This is a genomic window from Flavobacterium lotistagni (genome assembly GCF_011392125.1).
Classification (GTDB): domain Bacteria; phylum Bacteroidota; class Bacteroidia; order Flavobacteriales; family Flavobacteriaceae; genus Flavobacterium; species Flavobacterium lotistagni.
Genome location: NZ_JAAJBU010000002.1, coordinates 411,210 through 428,754, shown reverse-complemented (window position 1 = coordinate 428,754; position 17,545 = coordinate 411,210). Strand labels below are relative to the sequence as shown.

The following is a 17,545-nucleotide window of genomic DNA, read 5'->3' as shown; positions in this document are numbered from 1 at the left end:
GGCAGCATTATGTCAGTTAGAAAATTAAAACCTATTACCCCGGGCCAGCGATTTAGAGTTGTCAATAGTTTTGACGCTATTACAACTGATAAGCCGGAGCGTTCATTGATCGCACCGATAAAAAGCTCAGGCGGTAGAAATAGTCAAGGAAAAATGACCATGCGTTATACCGGCGGTGGTCACAAGCAGCGTTACCGTATTATCGATTTCAAAAGAACCAAAGCCGGAATTCCTGCTACGGTAAAATCAATCGAGTACGATCCGAACAGAACTGCTTTTATTGCTTTATTGGCTTATGCTGATGGAGAGAAAACTTATATCATTGCTCAAAATGGTTTGCAAGTAGGTCAGAAATTAGTTTCCGGCGAAGACGCGCAACCAGAAATTGGTAACACGTTGCCATTGAGCAAAATTCCTTTGGGAACTGTGATCTCTTGTATTGAGTTGCGTCCAGGTCAAGGAGCGGTTATCGCTCGTTCGGCTGGTACCTTCGCTCAATTAATGGCAAGAGATGGAAAATATGCTACGATTAAAATGCCATCAGGAGAAACAAGATTGATCTTGCTTACTTGCTCGGCTACAATCGGAGCGGTTTCCAATTCAGACCACCAATTGATTGTATCTGGTAAAGCAGGTAGAACAAGATGGTTAGGAAGAAGACCTAGAACAAGACCAGTTGCCATGAACCCTGTCGATCACCCAATGGGTGGTGGAGAAGGACGTTCTTCAGGAGGTCATCCACGTTCAAGAAAAGGTTTGCCGGCGAAAGGATACAGAACCCGTGCAAAACAAAACCCGAGTAACAAGTATATTGTAGAACGTAGAAAGAAATAATCAGATATGGCACGTTCATTAAAAAAAGGACCTTACGTTCACTATAAGTTAGACAAGAAAGTTCAGGAGAACATTGAAAAAGGTAATAAGGGAGTTGTAAAGACTTGGTCTAGAGCTTCTATGATTACACCTGACTTTGTTGGACAAACGATTGCAGTTCACAACGGTCGTCAGTTCGTACCTGTTTATGTTACAGAAAACATGGTAGGTCACAAATTAGGAGAGTTTTCGCCAACTAGATCTTTTAGAGGTCATGCTGGAGCTAAAAATAAAGGTAAAAAATAAGAAGCAATGGGAGTTCGTAAAAGAGAAACAGCAGATGCGAGAAAAGAGGCTAATAAGTCGATTGCTTTCGCGAAATTGAATAACTGCCCTACTTCACCTAGAAAAATGCGCTTAGTAGCAGACTTGGTAAGAGGTCAGAAAGTGGAAAGAGCGTTGAACATCTTAAGGTTCAGCACTAAAGAAGCTTCACGCAAACTAGAGAAACTTTTGTTATCTGCTATCAACAATTGGGAGCAGAAAAATGCAGAAGGCAATGTGGCGGAAGCAGGCTTATTCGTTAAAGAAATCCGCGTAGACGGAGGAATGATGTTGAAGAGACTTCGTCCTGCGCCACAAGGAAGAGCACACAGAATCAGAAAACGTTCTAACCACGTTACAATCGTGTTAGGAGATAACAATAACACACAAAGCAATTAATAAAGATGGGACAAAAGACAAATCCAATTGGAAACAGACTTGGGATCATCAGAGGATGGGATTCTAACTGGTATGGTGGTAACGACTACGGAGATAAAATCGCCGAAGACTACAAAATCAGAAAGTACATCCATGCTCGTTTATCAAAAGCTAGTGTATCGAAAGTAATCATCGAGAGAACTTTGAAACTTGTAACCGTTACTATCACCACTGCTCGTCCGGGTATCATTATCGGGAAAGGCGGCCAGGAGGTAGACAAGTTGAAAGAAGAGCTTAAGAAAATTACTGACAAAGAGGTTCAAATCAACATCTTTGAAATCAAAAGACCTGAACTGGATGCTTTTCTAGTTGCGACTAGCATCGCCCGTCAGATCGAGAGCCGTATTTCATACAGAAGAGCAATCAAAATGGCTATTGCCGCCTCAATGCGTATGAACGCAGAAGGGATTAAAGTTTTGATTTCTGGTCGTTTGAATGGAGCTGAGATGGCGCGTTCGGAAGGTTTCAAAGAAGGACGTATTCCTCTATCAACTTTCAGAGCCGATATCGATTATGCTTTGGCTGAAGCACATACTACTTACGGTAGAATGGGAATCAAAGTATGGATCATGAAAGGTGAAGTTTACGGAAAGAGAGATCTTTCTCCGCTAGTAGGCATGGACAAAAAACAAGCCGGAGCAGGAGGAAAGAGCGACTCACCACGCGGAGAGCGTAAAGGTGGTTTTGGTAAAGACAGAAAACCAGCCGGAGACCGTAAAAGAAAGTAAGAACTTTTAAAGTAAAGAAAAATGTTACAGCCTAAAAGAACAAAATACCGCAAGGTACAGAAAGGTAGAATGAAAGGAAATGCCGGAAGAGGACACGAACTTTCAAACGGTATGTTCGGAATTAAATCGGTTCACGAAACAGGGATGTTCCTTACTTCACGTCAAATCGAGGCTGCGCGTATTGCTGCAACCCGTTACATGAAGAGAGAAGGTCAATTGTGGATCAAAATTTTTCCAGACAAACCAATCACCAAGAAGCCTCTTGAGGTACGTATGGGTAAAGGTAAAGGTGCCGTTGAATATTGGGCAGCTGTTGTTAAACCTGGAAGAATCATGTTTGAAGTAGGAGGAGTTCCTTTGTCAGTTGCCAAAGAGGCGTTACGTCTTGCAGCTCAGAAACTTCCTGTGAAAACTAAGTTCATCGTCGCTAGAGATTTCGAAGCATAATTCAAACTATTATGAAGCAAAAAGAAATTAAAGATCTTTCCGTAGCAGAATTGCAGGAAAAATTGAGCCAGACCCAAAAAACGTATGCAGAGCTGAAAATGGCCCATGCGATTTCTCCAATTGAGAATCCGTTACAAATTAGAACTGTTCGCAGAACCGTTGCAAGACTGGCTACTGAATTAACCAAAAGAGAGTTACAATAATTGTAATCTGCTAAAGATGGAAAAAAGAAATTTAAGAAAAGAGAGAATTGGTGTAGTGACTTCAAACAAAATGGACAAGTCTATAGTTGTTTCGCAAGTAACCAGAGTAAAACACCCATTATACGGTAAGTTCGTTTTGAAAACTAAAAAGTTTCATGCACACGACGAGAAAAATGATTGCAACATTGGCGACACTGTACGTATTTCTGAAACACGTCCATTGTCTAAAACCAAATGTTGGAGATTAGTTGAAATCTTAGAAAGAGCTAAATAATTATGGTACAACAGGAATCAAGATTAAAAGTAGCAGACAACACCGGAGCCAAAGAAGTTTTGACTATCCGTGTGTTAGGCGGAACCAAACGTCGTTACGCCTCTGTCGGAGATAAAATTGTAGTATCAATCAAAGATGCCACTCCAAACGGAAACGTGAAGAAAGGGGCTGTTTCTACTGCAGTTGTGGTACGTACCAAAAAAGAAGTGAGAAGAGCCGATGGTTCTTACATCCGTTTCGATGACAATGCTTGTGTTCTTTTGAACGCGGCTGGCGAAATGAGAGGAACTCGTGTTTTTGGTCCGGTAGCTAGAGAATTGCGTGAAAAACAATTCATGAAAATTGTATCATTAGCGCCTGAGGTGCTTTAATTATTTACTGAGATGATAAAGCTAAAAATTAAAACCGGAGATACTGTCCGCGTGATTGCTGGAGACCACAAAGGTTCTGAAGGTAAAGTAGTCAGTGTTGACCGCGAGAAAAACAAAGCGATCGTTGAAGGCGTAAACATGGTGTCGAAACACACGAAACCATCTGCGAAAAATCCTCAAGGCGGAATCGTTAAAAAAGAAGCTCCTATCCATATTTCAAACATTTCTTTGATCGATCCAAAATCGAAAAAAGCAACCCGCGTTGGAATCAAAGTGGAAGGAGACAAAAAAGTAAGAGTGTCAAAGAAATCTAATCAAGTATTATAGTCATGGCATATACACCTAGATTAAAAGAAGAATACAAGAGTAGAGTCATTGCTGCTCTTAAGGAAGAATTCGGTTACAAGAATGTAATGCAGGTTCCAAAATTGGAGAAAATCGTATTGAGCAAAGGTGTTGGTGCTGCGGTATCAGACAAGAAACTCATCGATTATGCAGTAGAGGAATTGACTAAAATCACTGGTCAAAAGGCGGTAGCTACCATGTCAAAGAAAGACGTTGCGTCGTTCAAATTGAGAAAAGGAATGCCTATCGGTGCCAAAGTGACTTTGCGCGGAGATAGAATGTACGAATTTCTAGATCGTTTGGTAACTTCATCCTTGCCACGAGTAAGAGATTTCAACGGAATCAAAGCTACCGGTTTTGATGGAAGGGGAAATTATAACTTGGGTGTTTTGGAGCAAATCATTTTCCCTGAAATTGACATCGATAAAGTGAACAAGATTTCAGGTATGGATATTACCTTCGTGACCAACGCTAAGACTGATAAAGAAGCAAAATCTTTATTGGCTGAATTAGGATTACCTTTTAAAAAGAACTAAGATATGGCTAAAGAATCAATGAAAGCCCGTGAGGTGAAAAGAGAAAAAACGGTAGCAAAATACGCTGAGAAAAGAAAGGCTTTATTAGAAGCCGGAGATTACGAAGGCTTGCAAAGACTGCCAAAAAATGCTTCACCGATCCGTTTGCACAATCGTTGCAAATTGACAGGCAGACCAAGAGGTTACATCCGTCAGTTCGGTATTTCTCGTGTTACTTTCCGTGAGATGGCCAACCAAGGATTAATTCCGGGTGTAAAAAAAGCCAGCTGGTAAGCTAGTTTATTTCAGCAGATAATTGTACATTTGCCCGCTTTTAGCCGCAAACGTGCGATTATCTGCTTTAAAATAGAGTCTAATGGCTTCAGGTTCAATAAGATAGTCTTTTTGAAAACCGTTGCCGCAATTTAATAAATATGTACACAGATCCAATCGCGGATTATTTGACCAGGGTAAGAAACGCTGTGGCTGCAAACCACAAAGTTGTCGAAATTCCGGCTTCTAATCTGAAAAAAGAAATTACCAAGATCTTATTCGATCAAGGTTATATCTTGAGTTACAAGTTTGAGCAGAACACGGTTCAGGGTTCTATCAAAATTGCTTTGAAGTACGATAAAGATACCAAAGAGCCTGTAATTAAAGATATTCAAAGAATCAGCAAGCCAGGTTTGCGTAAGTATGCCGGCGCTGCAAAATTGCCTAGAATCCTTAATGGGTTAGGAATTGCCATTGTTTCCACTTCTAAAGGTTTGATGACCGGGAAACAAGCCAAGCAACTCAATGTAGGTGGAGAAGTAATTTGTTACGTATACTAAAAAACAGTACAACATGTCAAGAATAGGTAAAAATCCAATTTCGATTCCTGCAGGTGTAACTGTTGACGTAAACAACAACATGGTTACCGTTAAAGGAAAATTAGGTCAACTTTCTCAAAATTACGAAGACGTAACAGTAAAAGTTGAAGAGGGTCAAATCACTGTAGAAAGATCCTCTGATTATAAAGATCAAAGAGCCAAGCATGGTTTATACAGAGCCTTAATCAACAACATGATTGTTGGTGTTTCTGAAGGTTTCACTAAAGAGTTAGAATTGGTTGGGGTAGGTTATAGAGCTTCCAATCAAGGTCAAAAACTAGACTTAGCACTAGGTTTCTCTCACAACATTATCTTAGATGTAGCTCCAGAAGTGAAAGTGGAGACCATTTCTGAAAAAGGGAAAAACCCAATCGTAAAATTGACTTCTTATGACAAGCAATTGTTGGGAGCAGTTTCAGCGAAGATTAGAAGTTTCCGCAAACCAGAGCCTTACAAAGGTAAAGGGGTGAAATTCGTAGGTGAAGTATTAAGAAGAAAAGCTGGTAAATCCGCTTAATAAAAGATAAGATTATGTCATTAACGAAATCGGAAAGAAGACAGAGAATTAGATATAGAATCAGAAAGATTGTTAGCGGAACTGCTGCTAAACCAAGACTTTCTGTATTCAGAAGCAATAAAGAAATCTACGCACAACTCATTGACGATGTGAACGGAGTAACTTTATTGGCTGCATCATCTAGAGAAAAAGGAGTAACTAAAGGAACGAACGTAGAAACGGCGAACAATGTTGGAAAACTTGTAGCTGAGAAAGCGTTGAAAGCCGGAATCGACACAGTAACTTTCGATAGAGGAGGTTATTTGTACCACGGCCGTATCCAATCATTAGCTGAAGGCGCGAGAGCAGCCGGACTTAAATTCTAATCGTATGTCTAAAAGTAGAAATATAGAATCGGTAAAACCAAGCGGACTTGAACTAAAAGATCGTTTGGTGAGTGTAAATCGTGTTACCAAAGTTACAAAAGGAGGTCGAGCATTCGGTTTCTCTGCAATTGTAGTGGTAGGAGACGAGAACGGTGTAGTAGGTCACGGTCTTGGAAAATCTAAAGACGTGTCTGAGGCTATTGCTAAAGCAGTAGAAGATGCTAAGAAAAACCTTGTAAGAATCCCACTTAGCGGGCAGTCTGTACCGCACGAGCAAAAAGGTAAGTTCGGTGGAGCGCGTGTATTTTTGATGCCAGCTTCTCACGGTACCGGAGTAATTGCGGGTGGTGCTGTACGTTCGGTTTTGGAATCAGTAGGGATTCATGACGTATTGTCAAAATCTCAAGGTTCATCTAACCCACACAACGTGGTAAAAGCAACTTTTGATGCTTTATTGCAAATGAGAAGTGCACATACTGTTGCCAAGCAAAGAGGTGTTTCTTTAGAGAAAGTTTTTAAAGGTTAATTCAAGGAAATTATGGCTAAATTATTAGTAAAACAAGTTAGAAGCAAAATCAACTGCCCGCTTACTCAAAAGAGAGGTTTAGAGGCTTTGGGTCTTCGCAAAATGGGCCAAGTTGTAGAGCACGATTCTAATCCTGCGATCCTTGGAATGATAAATAAAGTTAAACACTTAGTTTCCGTTGAGGAAGTTAAATAACAATCCACAGTTATGAATTTAAGTAACTTACAACCTGCTGAAGGTTCAACACACAATCAGAATAAAAGAGTAGGACGTGGAGAAGGTTCCGGTAAAGGTGGTACTTCCGCAAGAGGTCACAAAGGAGCAAAATCTCGTTCAGGTTATTCTAAAAAGATTGGTTTTGAAGGAGGTCAGATGCCACTTCAAAGACGTGTGCCTAAGTTTGGTTTCAAAAACGTGAATCGTGTAGAATACCAAGGTGTAAACTTAGATACTTTACAAGCTTTAGTTGATAACGGAATTGTGACCGATGGTGCTGTCGACATGACCACTTTCGTGACCAACCGTTTGGCCACCAAAAACGAAATCGTTAAGGTTTTGGGTAGAGGTGAACTAAAAGCCAAATTGAAAGTATCTGCTCACAAATTTACTGCAACTGCAAAAGCCGCTATCGAGGCAGCTGGTGGTGAAGCTGTAACCCTATAATTATTCTAAGACGATGAAGAAATTTTTTGAATCATTAGCCAATGTTTGGAAAATCGAGGAACTTAAAAACAGAATCCTACTCACATTAGGATTGCTTTTGGTTTATCGTTTCGGAGCACACGTGACTCTTCCAGGTATTGATGCTACTCAGTTAAACAGTTTAGCAGGCCAGACTAAAGATGGTATTGGTTCAATTCTCGATATGTTCACCGGAGGAGCCTTTTCAAAAGCCTCTGTGTTCGCGCTAGGAATTATGCCTTACATTTCGGCATCGATTGTAGTTCAGTTGATGGGAATCGCGATTCCTTATCTTCAAAAATTGCAAAAAGATGGTGAAAGCGGCAGAAAAAAACTCAATCAGATTACCCGCTGGTTGACCATCCTAATCACTTTGGTACAAGGCCCTGGTTATATTTACAACTTATACAGAACTCTACCAAGCAGCGCTTTCATGTTAGGATTTGATTCTTTTAGTTTCTTGTTCTCGTCAGTATTGATTTTAACTACAGGAACCATCTTCGCGATGTGGCTCGGAGAGAAAATCACTGACAAAGGAATCGGAAACGGAATTTCCTTATTGATCATGGTCGGGATTCTTGCAAGATTGCCACAGGCTTTCATTCAAGAATTTACTTCTACAATCACCAACAACAACGGAGGACCAATGATATTGGTTATTGAAGTAATTGTTTGGTTATTAGTTATTATTGCTTGTGTGCTTTTGGTTATGGCGGTGAGAAAAATTCCGGTACAATACGCTCGTCGTACTACAACTGGTGATTTCGAACAAGACATGATGGGCGGAAACAGACAATGGATTCCATTGAAGTTGAACGCTTCTGGTGTAATGCCAATCATCTTTGCTCAAGCCATCATGTTCATACCGGCTGCATTAGCAGGTTTGTCGCAAACGGAAACTTCTCAGTCTATTGCAGGAGCGTTCAGTAATATGTTCGGATTCTGGTATAATTTTGTATTCGCGACCTTGATTGTTGTCTTTACATTTTTCTATACTGCAATCACGGTTCCAACCAACAAAATGGCTGATGATCTTAAGAGAAGCGGCGGTTTCATTCCAGGTATCAGACCAGGAGTAGAAACTTCAGACTATCTGGATCACATTATGTCGCTCATTACTTTTCCAGGCTCATTATTCCTTGCTTTGATTGCTGTGTTCCCAGCCATTATCGTAAGCCTTGGTGTGCAACAATCATGGGCGATGTTCTTCGGTGGTACTTCTTTAATAATTATGGTAGGTGTTGCGATTGATACAATCCAACAAATCAACTCCTATTTATTGAATAAGCACTACGATGGTTTGATGAAAAGCGGTAAAAACAGAAAAGCGGTAGCTTAATTTTATGGCAAAACAATCAGCAATAGAACAAGACGGATCCATCATCGAAGCACTTTCGAATGCGATGTTCCGTGTAGAGTTAGAAAACGGACACATCGTAATCGCTCACATTTCTGGCAAAATGCGTATGCACTACATCAAGTTGTTACCTGGTGACAAAGTGAAGCTGGAAATGAGTCCTTACGATTTGTCAAAAGCAAGAATTACTTATAGATATTAAATAGCGGTCAGCAGTCAGCTATCAGCGCTTCAAAACAAACGCTGAAAGCTAAAGGCTGAAAGCTTAAAGCTAAACTAAAATGAAAGTAAGAGCATCAGTAAAGAAACGTAGTGCCGAGTGCATCATCGTTCGCAGAAAAGGAAGATTATACGTAATCAACAAAAAGAATCCTAGATTTAAACAAAGACAAGGATAATTATGGCAAGAATAGCAGGGGTAGACATCCCAAAAAACAAAAGAGGAGTTATCGCTTTGACCTACATCTTCGGAATTGGTAAAAGCCGTGCAAGCGAAATATTGGCTAAAGCTAATGTAAGCGAAGACATTAAAGTTCAAGATTGGAATGATGACCAGATCGGAGCAATCCGTGATGCGGTTTCTTACTACAAGATTGAAGGTGAATTGCGTTCTGAAACATCTTTGAACATCAAGCGTTTGATGGACATCGGTTGTTACAGAGGTATCCGCCACAGAGCCGGTCTTCCTTTGCGTGGTCAAAGAACCAAAAACAACTCGAGAACTAGAAAAGGTAAGCGTAAAACTGTTGCTAACAAGAAAAAAGCAACTAAATAATAAGTAGTAATGGCTAAAGCAACAACTAAAAAGCGTAAAGTAGTCGTAGAATCGACTGGTGAAGCGCACATCAGCGCTACTTTCAACAACATCATTATTTCACTCACCAACAAAAAAGGAGAAGTGATTTCATGGTCTTCTGCCGGTAAAATGGGATTCCGTGGTTCTAAGAAGAACACGCCTTACGCCGCACAGATGGCAGCTGAAGATTGCAGCAAAGTAGCAATGGAAGCTGGTTTGAAAAAAGTAAAAGTCTATGTAAAAGGGCCAGGAAACGGACGTGAGTCTGCAATCCGCTCGATTCATAACAGCGGGGTAGAAGTAACCGAGATCATCGACGTTACTCCAATGCCGCACAACGGATGTCGTCCTCCTAAAAGACGTAGAGTATAACGCTCAAAAATTATAGTATAACCTAGACAGGTTTCCGGTTATCGAAGGATAAGACCTGAATTCATAACCGCTGTCTCAAACAATTAGAAATGGCAAGATATACTGGTCCAAGTACAAGAATCGCCCGTAAATTTGGCGAAGCAATCTTCGGAGAAGACAAGTCTTTCGAGAAGAGAAATTACCCACCCGGACAACACGGGATGGCAAAGAAAAGAGGTAAAAAATCTGAATACGCAGTTCAGTTGATGGAAAAGCAAAAAGCGAAGTACACCTACGGAATCTTAGAGAAGCAATTCAGAGGCCTTTTTGAAAAAGCATCTGCTGCTCGTGGAGTAACAGGTGAAGTATTAATCCAACTTTGTGAGGCAAGACTGGACAACGTAGTATACAGAATGGGTATCGCTCCTTCTCGTCGTGCTGCCCGTCAAATCGTATCACACAGACATATTACCGTAAATGGTGAGGTAGTGAACATTCCTTCTTACCATTTAAAACCTGGCGATAAAGTAGCCGTTCGTGAAAAATCAAAATCAGTGGAAGCTATCGAGCGTTCTTTGGCAAATTCTTCTCACGTATATGAGTGGATTACTTGGAACAACGACACCAAAGAAGGTGTTTTCGTATCGGTACCTGCACGTTTGCAAATCCCTGAAAACATCAAAGAACAGCTGATCGTCGAATTGTACAACAAATAATAAAGACTTAGTCGAAATTATGGCAATATTTAATTTTCAGAAACCCGATAAAGTGATCATGATCGATTCGAACGATTTCGAAGGGAAATTTGAATTTCGTCCTTTGGAACCGGGCTACGGATTGACCGTGGGGAATGCACTTAGAAGAGTGATGCTTTCCGCTTTGGAAGGCTACGCAATTACTTCGGTTCGCATCGAAGGTGTAGACCACGAATTCTCAACGATCTCAGGTGTGGTGGAAGACGTTACCGAAATCATCCTGAATTTGAAACAAGTGCGTTTCAAGCGTCAGATTGAAGACGTTGACAACGAGTCTGTAACGATTTCTGTAACCGGTAAAGACCAATTGACTGCCGGTGATTTCCAGAAGTTTATTTCAGGTTTCCAAGTACTGAACCCAGAACTGGTTATCTGTAACTTAGATAGCAAAATCAAGCTTAATCTCGAACTAACCATCGAAAAAGGGCGCGGTTATGTTCCAGCTGAGGAAAACAAAAAACAGAATGCTGCCATCGGAACCATTTTCACGGATTCTATTTTTACGCCGGTTAAAAACGTAAAATATGCCATTGAAAACTTCCGTGTGGAGCAGAAAACCGATTACGAAAAGTTGATTTTCGAAATCAAAACCGATGGTTCCATCAACCCTAAAGACGCCCTTACTGAGGCAGCAAAAGTGTTGATCCACCACTTCATGTTGTTTTCTGACGAAAGAATCACTCTCGAGGCGGATGAAATTGCACAAACTGAGTCATACGACGAAGAATCATTGCATATGCGCCAGTTGCTCAAAACCAAGTTGGTTGATATGGACTTATCCGTTCGTGCGCTCAATTGCTTGAAAGCAGCAGAAGTAGATACCCTTGGAGACTTGGTGTCATTCAACAAAAACGATTTAATGAAATTCCGCAACTTCGGAAAAAAATCACTTACGGAGCTTGATGAGCTTGTCGCTGTGAAAAACCTGACTTTCGGAATGGACTTAAGCAAATACAAATTAGATAAAGAATAAATCGCTTTCCTATTTTGCTCTCCAGAGCGGATTGAGCAAGAGGAAGGTTTAAAAAAAATGTCATGAGACACGGAAAAAAATTCAATCACTTAAGCAGACAGAAAGGCCACAGAACGGCTATGTTGGCTAACATGGCTTGTTCGTTGATCGAGCACAAACGCATCAACACTACTGTTGCTAAGGCTAAAGCGTTAAAACAATTCGTTGAACCGCTGATTACCAAATCAAAAGAAGATACTACGCACAACCGTCGTATCGTTTTCGCATACCTCAAAAGCAAATACGCAGTTACAGATTTGTTCCGCGACGTAGCTGCCAAAGTAGGCGACCGTCCAGGTGGTTACACTCGTATCATCAAGGTTGGAAATCGTTTAGGGGATAACGCCGATATGGCGATGATCGAACTGGTAGATTTTAACGAACTATACAACGGAGGTAAAAAAGAGGAGAAAAAAGCGAAAAGCCGTCGTGGCGGAAAAGGAAAAGGCGGAGCTACTACTGCGCCAGCGGCTCCAAAAGCAGAAGCTCCAAAGGCAGAAGCGCCTGAGGCTAAAATCGAAGAAGCTCCGGCTGCAGAAGCACAAGTTGAGGAAACTACTCCGGTGGTTGAAACCCCAGCAGTGGAAGAACCATCAGCAGAAGCTCCAGAAGCCCCAGCCGCTGAAGATACCGAAGAGAAAGCTGAGTAATGAAAATCAGCACTCCATAAAAATAAAGGATGAACTTTTAAAGTTTGTCCTTTTTTTTTGGATTTTTTTCAGGAGCCGGGAACCTGCTGTACGTTGCAATCTTTTGTTCTGAACCCCAGAACAAAAGGATTTACACTTCCATCAGGGCTAGGGCTGCAGTGTAAATAAAGGACGCCTAATTTTAAAATCTAAATCCAGCCTTATACCTGAAGTCCACTGGACTTTTATTTCGCTATCGCTACATACAGTTCGACCTTTGGTCTCGAGTCTCCTCTTAATATCAAATCATCAGGGCTAGGGCAACGGCTACTGTTCAAAAATTCTGAAAACCTTTGCGTCTTTGCGTCTTTGCGAGAAAATAAAAAAAATAAATTTGCACTAGCTAACAGCTAACAGCTAACAGCTAACAGCTAACAGCTAACAGCTAACAGCTAACAGCTAACAGCTAACAGCTAACAGCTAACAGCTAACACAACACCAACAACTACATGAACTACAAAACACAACAACCCGCCATCCTCTTACTCAGCGACGGCACCATTTTTCACGGCAAATCGATCGGTATTTCGGGAACGACTTTCGGAGAACTTTGCTTCAACACCGGAATGACCGGCTATCAGGAAATCTTCACCGATCCGTCTTATTTCGGGCAGATCATGATTACGACCAATCCGCACATCGGGAACTACGGTGTGAACGCAGAAGAAGTCGAATCCGATTCGGTCAAAATCGCTGGCTTGGTCTGCAAGAATTTCAGTTTCAATTATTCGCGCGACAATGCTTCGGGTAGTCTCGAGGACTATTTCAAAAAACACAACCTGGTCTGCATTTCCGATGTCGACACGCGCGCTTTAACGGCTTACGTTCGAGATCACGGCGCCCAAAACGCTGTCATCTGTACCGACGGCACTTCAGTGGAAGAACTTAAAAAGCAACTCGCCAACGTGCCCGATATGAAAGGTTTAGAACTCGCTTCAAAAGTATCGACGAAACAACCTTATTTCTTTGGCAACGAAAACGCCAAATACAAAATCTCCGCACTCGATTTAGGTATCAAAACCAACATCCTGCGTAACCTAGCCAAGCGCAACTGCTACATCAAAGTGTTTCCTTACGACGCGACTTACAAGGATTTAGCTGATTTTAATCCTGACGGTTATTTTCTTTCCAACGGCCCGGGCGACCCGGAGCCCCTAAGAGGAGCCATTCAAGTAGCCAAAGAAATACTAGAGAATAACCAACCGCTGTTCGGCATTTGTCTCGGACACCAAATCATCGGATTGGCCAATGGGGTTTCGACATTTAAAATGTTTGGCGGACACCGCGGGATCAATCATCCGGTGAAGAATTTAATTACTGGAAAGGGCGAAATCACTTCGCAGAACCACGGTTTTGCCATCCATCGCGAAGAAGCCGAAAACCATCCCGAAATTGAAATTACGCACATCCATCTCAATGATAATACGGTGGCCGGAATGCGCCTGAAAAATAAAAATTGCTTCTCGGTGCAATACCATCCTGAAGCCAGTCCAGGGCCACACGATTCTTCGTATCTGTTTGACCAGTTTATAGAGAACATCAAAGCCAGCCAGAACTAAATCGTTATCGTTGATAAATTCAACATTTTAAAGATTGTCAAAATTTAAGATAGAATATATTTGTACTATGTAAGCTATCAGCTATCAGCTATCAGCTATCAGCGGTCAGCTCTCAGCTTAAAGCTAATTTTATAAATACTTCAGCTAACCGCTGACCGCTAAAAGCTAAAAGCTGACAGCTAAATAACCTAAAAACCTAAAAACATGAGCATGATCATCAAAATCCACGCAAGACAAATTTTTGATTCCAGAGGAAATCCTACCGTAGAAGTAGATGTAGTTACTGAAAATGGCGTACTGGGCCGCGCAGCTGTTCCATCCGGAGCTTCAACCGGAGAACATGAAGCCGTAGAATTACGCGACGGTGGAAAAGCTTATATGGGCAAAGGTGTGTTAAAAGCAGTGGAAAATGTCAATACTAAAATTGCTGAGGAACTCGTCGGCACTTCTGTTTTCGAGCAAAACCTGATTGACCAAACGATGATTGATCTTGACGGCACTTCCAATAAATCCAATCTCGGCGCTAATGCCATTTTGGGTGTTTCGATGGCTGTAGCCAAAGCTGCCGCAAATGAATTAGGCATGCCATTGTACCGTTACGTAGGTGGTGTTTCTGCCAACACGCTTCCGGTGCCGATGATGAACATTATCAATGGCGGTTCACATTCTGATGCGCCGATTGCCTTTCAGGAATTTATGATTATGCCGGTAAAGGCAACTTCTTTCACTCAAGCCTTACAAATGGGAACAGAAGTTTTTCACCACCTCAAAAAAGTACTACACGACCGTGGTTTATCAACCGCAGTAGGCGATGAAGGCGGTTTTGCTCCCAACTTGGCTGGCGGTACTGAAGACGCACTTGATACCATCAAAAAAGCGGTTGAAAATGCAGGCTATAAATTTGGGGATGAGATTATGATTGCCCTGGATTGTGCCGCTTCAGAATTCTACAAAGACGGAAAATACGATTACACTAAGTTCGAAGGCGCTACGGGAAAAGTCCGCACTTCACAAGAACAAGCCGATTACTTAGCCGAATTGGCTACCAAATACCCGATTATTTCCATCGAAGACGGTATGCACGAAGACGACTGGAGCGGTTGGAAATACCTGACCGAGAAAATCGGCAACAAAGTACAGTTGGTCGGAGATGATTTATTCGTGACCAATGTCGAAAGGCTTTCCAGAGGAATTGCAGAGAACACCGCGAACTCCATCTTGGTAAAAGTCAACCAAATCGGAACTTTAACCGAAACGATTGCGGCTGTGAACATGGCCAAGAATGCGGGTTACACATCAGTAATGTCGCACCGTTCGGGCGAAACTGAAGACAACACCATTGCTGATTTAGCAGTCGCTTTAAATTGTGGACAAATCAAAACAGGTTCCGCATCGCGCTCAGATCGTATGGCGAAATACAACCAATTGCTGCGCATCGAGGAAGAACTCGGCGATACAGCTTATTTCCCCGGATTGAAGGCGTTTAAGTAAGATTTTTAATTTTCAAGATAAAACCTGATTGGGCAACCGGTCAGGTTTTTTTATTTCCAAAACTGAATAATCGGTCAAATCCCTAGAATAATAAACCAAACTGATATATTGCTAAATCGCTTATTTTTATGCCAAGTCCTTGCGCTATCTTTGGTTTAGATAAAAATCAGTATTGTGAAAAACTGTTACTACATATTATTTTCGTTGCTGTTTTACGGGTTCGGTGCAGTAGGACAAGTTTCGAAAAATCCGGCGGATAGCCTCAAGCGAGTATTTCTAATAGCTAAAACAGATACAGCTAAGGTCAATATCCTGAACAAAATGGCCGATGCTTTCAAAGAATCCAATCCAGATTCCACTAGTTTTTATGCGCTAAAGGCCGAAGCGCTGGCGAAGCAGGCTCGTTATGATTTCGGTGTGGCAAGTGCTTATATCAATTCTGGGAATGCGAATATTATCCTAGGAAATTATCGCCAAGCCAACCAATACTTTTCTAAAGCACAATCTTTATTTGAATCATTGTTGCATGACGCTAAAGAGCCAGAAATCAAACGCATCCAAAACGGATTGGCCAAGGCTTTCGCCAGTCAAGGCATCGTTTTCTCGCAGCAAAGCAATTACTACATGGCGCTGGAAATGTACCAGAAGGCGTTGAAGGTCTATTTGAAAATCGGCGATCAAGTCAGTACAGCAAAGGCATACAACAACATCGGAATCGTTTACAAATCGCAACAAAAAAACAACCTGGCACTTGCGTATTTCAAAAAGGCTTTTCAAGTCCAGCAAGCCATTACCGAACCTACTGCTGCAGTAACTTTAACCAATATCGGAGTAATTTACGCCGAGCAAGGCAACAAAAATCAGGCTTTCGATTGTTATAAAAAAGCCGAAAAGTTATTTGCAACCACCAATAACCAACGCGGTTTTGCTTTGCTGAATAATTATTTTGGTGATTACTACAAGTCTGAGAAAAATTACACGCAGGCTGAAGTATATTACAACAAAGCTTTGGCGCTTTACGAAGCTATGCAGAACAAATTTGGCGCTTCGTTGGCACGCTACAATCTGGGTCGATTGCATGCAGATCTAAAAAATTATGACCAAGCGATTGACTATGCTGAAAAATCTTTGGCTGATGCTAAGGCTATCGGTATTCTCGATCAGATTTATCATTCTGAGAAATTGCTCAGCGATTTGTATGGCATACAACACAACACCGAACTTTCGTTTGCGCATTATCGCAATTATATTGTGGCACGCGACAGTATTACCAATCAGGAAAACAGCAAGAAAATGCTGCGCTCGGAAATGGAATCGGAGTACAAACGCAGGGCTGCTGTGCTGGCAGAACAGTCCAAACGCAATACGCAACTTGGGATTTTTACGGCGGTAGGTTTGTTTTTGCTCGCGGGGTTAATTTTCGTGACTTACAACCGACGCCAAATCAAACGCCGGCTGACCTTACAGAAAGAAGTAGCCGAATACGAACAAAAGGCCTTGCACTTACAGATGAATCCGCATTTTGTGTTCAATTGTTTGGGATCAATATCGAGTTTCATCGTGCAGAACGGAACCGATTCGGCCTTGAAATATTTGGCTAAATTTTCCAAACTGATGCGTCTTACCCTAGAATATTCCAAAGGCTCATTAATCCCGATTGATAAAGAAATCGAGAGTTTGAAAAATTACCTCGAATTAGAACAATTGCGCTTTCACAACAAGTTCGAATTTGAAATTCAATCGAGCGATAAGGTAGAGTTTAATATGGGAATTCCACCACTTTTAATTCAACCTTTTGTAGAGAATGCTATTCTTCACGGTATGGTCCCGAAGAAAGGAAACGGCAAAATCGATGTGTTTTTCGATGTTCAGAATGGGCAGTTCTTGTGTAGTATTTCAGACGATGGCATCGGACTTACACAATCGCGACTGCTCAAGGAAGATTCAGTGGCTGCCCACAAATCGATGGCGCTGGAGATTACCAAAAAACGCCTTGAAATCATGGAAGCTACTACTTTAAAATCGGCACAGATTGATATCCGTGAGCGCGAAGATAATGGCCAAGTCATCGGCACGCAAGTCATTCTAAGATTGCCCATCCAATACATTCAATAAC

General features: G+C 41.5%; 28 protein-coding genes. All 28 read left to right on the top strand.

All coding sequences use genetic code 11. The features are described from left to right. Positions 1 to 9 precede the first annotated feature (9 nt). The 28 genes from rplB (at position 10) to G4D82_RS04570 (ending at position 17,544) form a co-directional block, all read left to right on the top strand. Complete coding sequence (gene rplB, locus G4D82_RS04705) at positions 10 to 834, top strand: 50S ribosomal protein L2 (RefSeq protein ID WP_166335036.1); 825 nt, start codon at positions 10 to 12, stop codon at positions 832 to 834. Between the two features lie 6 nt (positions 835 to 840). Beyond that, entirely contained in the window at positions 841 to 1,119 is a 279-nt protein-coding gene (rpsS, locus tag G4D82_RS04700) for a 30S ribosomal protein S19 (RefSeq protein WP_166335034.1), read from the top strand. 6 nt (positions 1,120 to 1,125) lie between these two features. Then, positions 1,126 to 1,536, top strand: coding sequence for a 50S ribosomal protein L22 (gene rplV / locus G4D82_RS04695; RefSeq protein WP_166335032.1), 411 nt, complete (start codon positions 1,126 to 1,128; stop codon positions 1,534 to 1,536). Positions 1,537 to 1,541: 5 nt separating this feature from the next. Continuing rightward, entirely contained in the window at positions 1,542 to 2,303 is a 762-nt protein-coding gene (gene rpsC / locus G4D82_RS04690) for a 30S ribosomal protein S3 (RefSeq protein WP_166335030.1), read from the top strand. 21 nt (positions 2,304 to 2,324) lie between these two features. Further along, positions 2,325 to 2,750, top strand: a complete 426-nt coding sequence (gene rplP / locus G4D82_RS04685; protein ID WP_166335027.1) for a 50S ribosomal protein L16 — start codon at positions 2,325 to 2,327, stop codon at positions 2,748 to 2,750. A gap of 11 nt (positions 2,751 to 2,761) precedes the next feature. After that, positions 2,762 to 2,953 carry a 50S ribosomal protein L29 gene (rpmC, locus tag G4D82_RS04680; protein ID WP_166335025.1) on the top strand — a complete coding sequence of 64 codons (192 nt, stop codon included), beginning with the start codon at positions 2,762 to 2,764 and terminating at the stop codon, positions 2,951 to 2,953. A 16-nt stretch (positions 2,954 to 2,969) separates the two neighbouring features. Further along, the gene (gene rpsQ / locus G4D82_RS04675) at positions 2,970 to 3,227 is read left to right on the top strand and encodes a 30S ribosomal protein S17 (RefSeq protein WP_166335023.1); all 258 of its coding nucleotides are present in this window, start codon (positions 2,970 to 2,972) and stop codon (positions 3,225 to 3,227) included. Between the two features lie 2 nt (positions 3,228 to 3,229). Then, positions 3,230 to 3,598 carry a 50S ribosomal protein L14 gene (gene rplN / locus G4D82_RS04670; protein ID WP_007803649.1) on the top strand — a complete coding sequence of 123 codons (369 nt, stop codon included), beginning with the start codon at positions 3,230 to 3,232 and terminating at the stop codon, positions 3,596 to 3,598. 12 nt (positions 3,599 to 3,610) lie between these two features. Next, positions 3,611 to 3,925, top strand: a complete 315-nt coding sequence (rplX, locus tag G4D82_RS04665) for a 50S ribosomal protein L24 (protein WP_166335021.1) — start codon at positions 3,611 to 3,613, stop codon at positions 3,923 to 3,925. Positions 3,926 to 3,927: 2 nt separating this feature from the next. Continuing rightward, positions 3,928 to 4,479, top strand: a complete 552-nt coding sequence (gene rplE, locus G4D82_RS04660) for a 50S ribosomal protein L5 (RefSeq protein WP_166335019.1) — start codon at positions 3,928 to 3,930, stop codon at positions 4,477 to 4,479. 3 nt (positions 4,480 to 4,482) lie between these two features. Beyond that, a complete protein-coding gene (rpsN, locus tag G4D82_RS04655) occupies positions 4,483 to 4,752 on the top strand; it encodes a 30S ribosomal protein S14 (RefSeq protein ID WP_166335016.1) in 270 nt (89 codons plus the stop codon). Positions 4,753 to 4,892: 140 nt separating this feature from the next. Continuing rightward, positions 4,893 to 5,291, top strand: a complete 399-nt coding sequence (gene rpsH / locus G4D82_RS04650) for a 30S ribosomal protein S8 (protein ID WP_008464306.1) — start codon at positions 4,893 to 4,895, stop codon at positions 5,289 to 5,291. A 13-nt stretch (positions 5,292 to 5,304) separates the two neighbouring features. Continuing rightward, entirely contained in the window at positions 5,305 to 5,847 is a 543-nt protein-coding gene (gene rplF, locus G4D82_RS04645) for a 50S ribosomal protein L6 (RefSeq protein WP_166335014.1), read from the top strand. Positions 5,848 to 5,861: 14 nt separating this feature from the next. Continuing rightward, positions 5,862 to 6,212: a 50S ribosomal protein L18 gene (rplR, locus tag G4D82_RS04640; RefSeq protein WP_166335012.1), complete on the top strand. Its 351-nt coding sequence runs from the start codon at positions 5,862 to 5,864 to the stop codon at positions 6,210 to 6,212. A gap of 4 nt (positions 6,213 to 6,216) precedes the next feature. Then, positions 6,217 to 6,738 (top strand): 30S ribosomal protein S5, encoded by a 522-nt coding sequence (gene rpsE / locus G4D82_RS04635; RefSeq protein ID WP_166335010.1) that lies wholly within the window; start codon positions 6,217 to 6,219, stop codon positions 6,736 to 6,738. Between the two features lie 12 nt (positions 6,739 to 6,750). Continuing rightward, complete coding sequence (gene rpmD, locus G4D82_RS04630) at positions 6,751 to 6,933, top strand: 50S ribosomal protein L30 (protein WP_121312865.1); 183 nt, start codon at positions 6,751 to 6,753, stop codon at positions 6,931 to 6,933. A gap of 12 nt (positions 6,934 to 6,945) precedes the next feature. Further along, positions 6,946 to 7,401 carry a 50S ribosomal protein L15 gene (rplO, locus tag G4D82_RS04625; RefSeq protein ID WP_166335008.1) on the top strand — a complete coding sequence of 152 codons (456 nt, stop codon included), beginning with the start codon at positions 6,946 to 6,948 and terminating at the stop codon, positions 7,399 to 7,401. A 13-nt stretch (positions 7,402 to 7,414) separates the two neighbouring features. Beyond that, the gene (gene secY, locus G4D82_RS04620) at positions 7,415 to 8,758 is read left to right on the top strand and encodes a preprotein translocase subunit SecY (RefSeq protein WP_166335006.1); all 1,344 of its coding nucleotides are present in this window, start codon (positions 7,415 to 7,417) and stop codon (positions 8,756 to 8,758) included. Positions 8,759 to 8,762: 4 nt separating this feature from the next. After that, positions 8,763 to 8,978, top strand: coding sequence for a translation initiation factor IF-1 (gene infA, locus G4D82_RS04615; RefSeq protein ID WP_007136545.1), 216 nt, complete (start codon positions 8,763 to 8,765; stop codon positions 8,976 to 8,978). Between the two features lie 79 nt (positions 8,979 to 9,057). Further along, a complete protein-coding gene (gene ykgO / locus G4D82_RS04610) occupies positions 9,058 to 9,174 on the top strand; it encodes a type B 50S ribosomal protein L36 (protein WP_002987490.1) in 117 nt (38 codons plus the stop codon). Between the two features lie 2 nt (positions 9,175 to 9,176). Then, positions 9,177 to 9,551 carry a 30S ribosomal protein S13 gene (gene rpsM / locus G4D82_RS04605; protein ID WP_166335004.1) on the top strand — a complete coding sequence of 125 codons (375 nt, stop codon included), beginning with the start codon at positions 9,177 to 9,179 and terminating at the stop codon, positions 9,549 to 9,551. Positions 9,552 to 9,560: 9 nt separating this feature from the next. Continuing rightward, positions 9,561 to 9,944 (top strand): 30S ribosomal protein S11, encoded by a 384-nt coding sequence (gene rpsK / locus G4D82_RS04600; protein ID WP_166335002.1) that lies wholly within the window; start codon positions 9,561 to 9,563, stop codon positions 9,942 to 9,944. An 89-nt stretch (positions 9,945 to 10,033) separates the two neighbouring features. Next, positions 10,034 to 10,639: a 30S ribosomal protein S4 gene (gene rpsD, locus G4D82_RS04595; RefSeq protein WP_166335000.1), complete on the top strand. Its 606-nt coding sequence runs from the start codon at positions 10,034 to 10,036 to the stop codon at positions 10,637 to 10,639. 19 nt (positions 10,640 to 10,658) lie between these two features. Continuing rightward, positions 10,659 to 11,651 carry a DNA-directed RNA polymerase subunit alpha gene (locus tag G4D82_RS04590; RefSeq protein WP_166334998.1) on the top strand — a complete coding sequence of 331 codons (993 nt, stop codon included), beginning with the start codon at positions 10,659 to 10,661 and terminating at the stop codon, positions 11,649 to 11,651. 62 nt (positions 11,652 to 11,713) lie between these two features. After that, positions 11,714 to 12,340: a 50S ribosomal protein L17 gene (rplQ, locus tag G4D82_RS04585; protein ID WP_166334996.1), complete on the top strand. Its 627-nt coding sequence runs from the start codon at positions 11,714 to 11,716 to the stop codon at positions 12,338 to 12,340. Between the two features lie 488 nt (positions 12,341 to 12,828). Further along, complete coding sequence (carA, locus tag G4D82_RS04580) at positions 12,829 to 13,938, top strand: glutamine-hydrolyzing carbamoyl-phosphate synthase small subunit (protein WP_166334994.1); 1,110 nt, start codon at positions 12,829 to 12,831, stop codon at positions 13,936 to 13,938. Positions 13,939 to 14,142: 204 nt separating this feature from the next. Continuing rightward, the gene (gene eno / locus G4D82_RS04575; RefSeq protein ID WP_166334992.1) at positions 14,143 to 15,429 is read left to right on the top strand and encodes a phosphopyruvate hydratase; all 1,287 of its coding nucleotides are present in this window, start codon (positions 14,143 to 14,145) and stop codon (positions 15,427 to 15,429) included. Positions 15,430 to 15,603: 174 nt separating this feature from the next. Continuing rightward, positions 15,604 to 17,544 carry a tetratricopeptide repeat-containing sensor histidine kinase gene (locus tag G4D82_RS04570; RefSeq protein ID WP_166334990.1) on the top strand — a complete coding sequence of 647 codons (1,941 nt, stop codon included), beginning with the start codon at positions 15,604 to 15,606 and terminating at the stop codon, positions 17,542 to 17,544. The last annotated feature ends 1 nt before the right edge of the window (position 17,545 follow it).

Bases quoted from the DNA above. Each gene is read 5' to 3' on its own strand.
- rplQ (WP_166334996.1), top strand. From the start codon at position 11,714: ATGAGACACGGAAAAAAATTCAATCACTTAAGCAGACAGAAAGGCCAC.
- secY (WP_166335006.1), top strand. From the start codon at position 7,415: ATGAAGAAATTTTTTGAATCATTAGCCAATGTTTGGAAAATCGAGGAA.
- rpsM (WP_166335004.1), top strand. From the start codon at position 9,177: ATGGCAAGAATAGCAGGGGTAGACATCCCAAAAAACAAAAGAGGAGTT.
- rpsQ (WP_166335023.1), top strand. From the start codon at position 2,970: ATGGAAAAAAGAAATTTAAGAAAAGAGAGAATTGGTGTAGTGACTTCA.
- rplR (WP_166335012.1), top strand. From the start codon at position 5,862: ATGTCATTAACGAAATCGGAAAGAAGACAGAGAATTAGATATAGAATC.
- rplB (WP_166335036.1), top strand. From the start codon at position 10: ATGTCAGTTAGAAAATTAAAACCTATTACCCCGGGCCAGCGATTTAGA.
- rpsK (WP_166335002.1), top strand. From the start codon at position 9,561: ATGGCTAAAGCAACAACTAAAAAGCGTAAAGTAGTCGTAGAATCGACT.
- rplX (WP_166335021.1), top strand. From the start codon at position 3,611: ATGATAAAGCTAAAAATTAAAACCGGAGATACTGTCCGCGTGATTGCT.
- rpsC (WP_166335030.1), top strand. From the start codon at position 1,542: ATGGGACAAAAGACAAATCCAATTGGAAACAGACTTGGGATCATCAGA.
- eno (WP_166334992.1), top strand. From the start codon at position 14,143: ATGAGCATGATCATCAAAATCCACGCAAGACAAATTTTTGATTCCAGA.
- rpsH (WP_008464306.1), top strand. From the start codon at position 4,893: ATGTACACAGATCCAATCGCGGATTATTTGACCAGGGTAAGAAACGCT.
- rplN (WP_007803649.1), top strand. From the start codon at position 3,230: ATGGTACAACAGGAATCAAGATTAAAAGTAGCAGACAACACCGGAGCC.
- rpsN (WP_166335016.1), top strand. From the start codon at position 4,483: ATGGCTAAAGAATCAATGAAAGCCCGTGAGGTGAAAAGAGAAAAAACG.
- rpsE (WP_166335010.1), top strand. From the start codon at position 6,217: ATGTCTAAAAGTAGAAATATAGAATCGGTAAAACCAAGCGGACTTGAA.
- infA (WP_007136545.1), top strand. From the start codon at position 8,763: ATGGCAAAACAATCAGCAATAGAACAAGACGGATCCATCATCGAAGCA.
- rpsS (WP_166335034.1), top strand. From the start codon at position 841: ATGGCACGTTCATTAAAAAAAGGACCTTACGTTCACTATAAGTTAGAC.
- rplF (WP_166335014.1), top strand. From the start codon at position 5,305: ATGTCAAGAATAGGTAAAAATCCAATTTCGATTCCTGCAGGTGTAACT.
- carA (WP_166334994.1), top strand. From the start codon at position 12,829: ATGAACTACAAAACACAACAACCCGCCATCCTCTTACTCAGCGACGGC.
- G4D82_RS04590 (WP_166334998.1), top strand. From the start codon at position 10,659: ATGGCAATATTTAATTTTCAGAAACCCGATAAAGTGATCATGATCGAT.
- rpsD (WP_166335000.1), top strand. From the start codon at position 10,034: ATGGCAAGATATACTGGTCCAAGTACAAGAATCGCCCGTAAATTTGGC.
- ykgO (WP_002987490.1), top strand. From the start codon at position 9,058: ATGAAAGTAAGAGCATCAGTAAAGAAACGTAGTGCCGAGTGCATCATC.
- rplO (WP_166335008.1), top strand. From the start codon at position 6,946: ATGAATTTAAGTAACTTACAACCTGCTGAAGGTTCAACACACAATCAG.
- rplP (WP_166335027.1), top strand. From the start codon at position 2,325: ATGTTACAGCCTAAAAGAACAAAATACCGCAAGGTACAGAAAGGTAGA.
- rpmC (WP_166335025.1), top strand. From the start codon at position 2,762: ATGAAGCAAAAAGAAATTAAAGATCTTTCCGTAGCAGAATTGCAGGAA.
- rplE (WP_166335019.1), top strand. From the start codon at position 3,928: ATGGCATATACACCTAGATTAAAAGAAGAATACAAGAGTAGAGTCATT.
- rplV (WP_166335032.1), top strand. From the start codon at position 1,126: ATGGGAGTTCGTAAAAGAGAAACAGCAGATGCGAGAAAAGAGGCTAAT.
- rpmD (WP_121312865.1), top strand. From the start codon at position 6,751: ATGGCTAAATTATTAGTAAAACAAGTTAGAAGCAAAATCAACTGCCCG.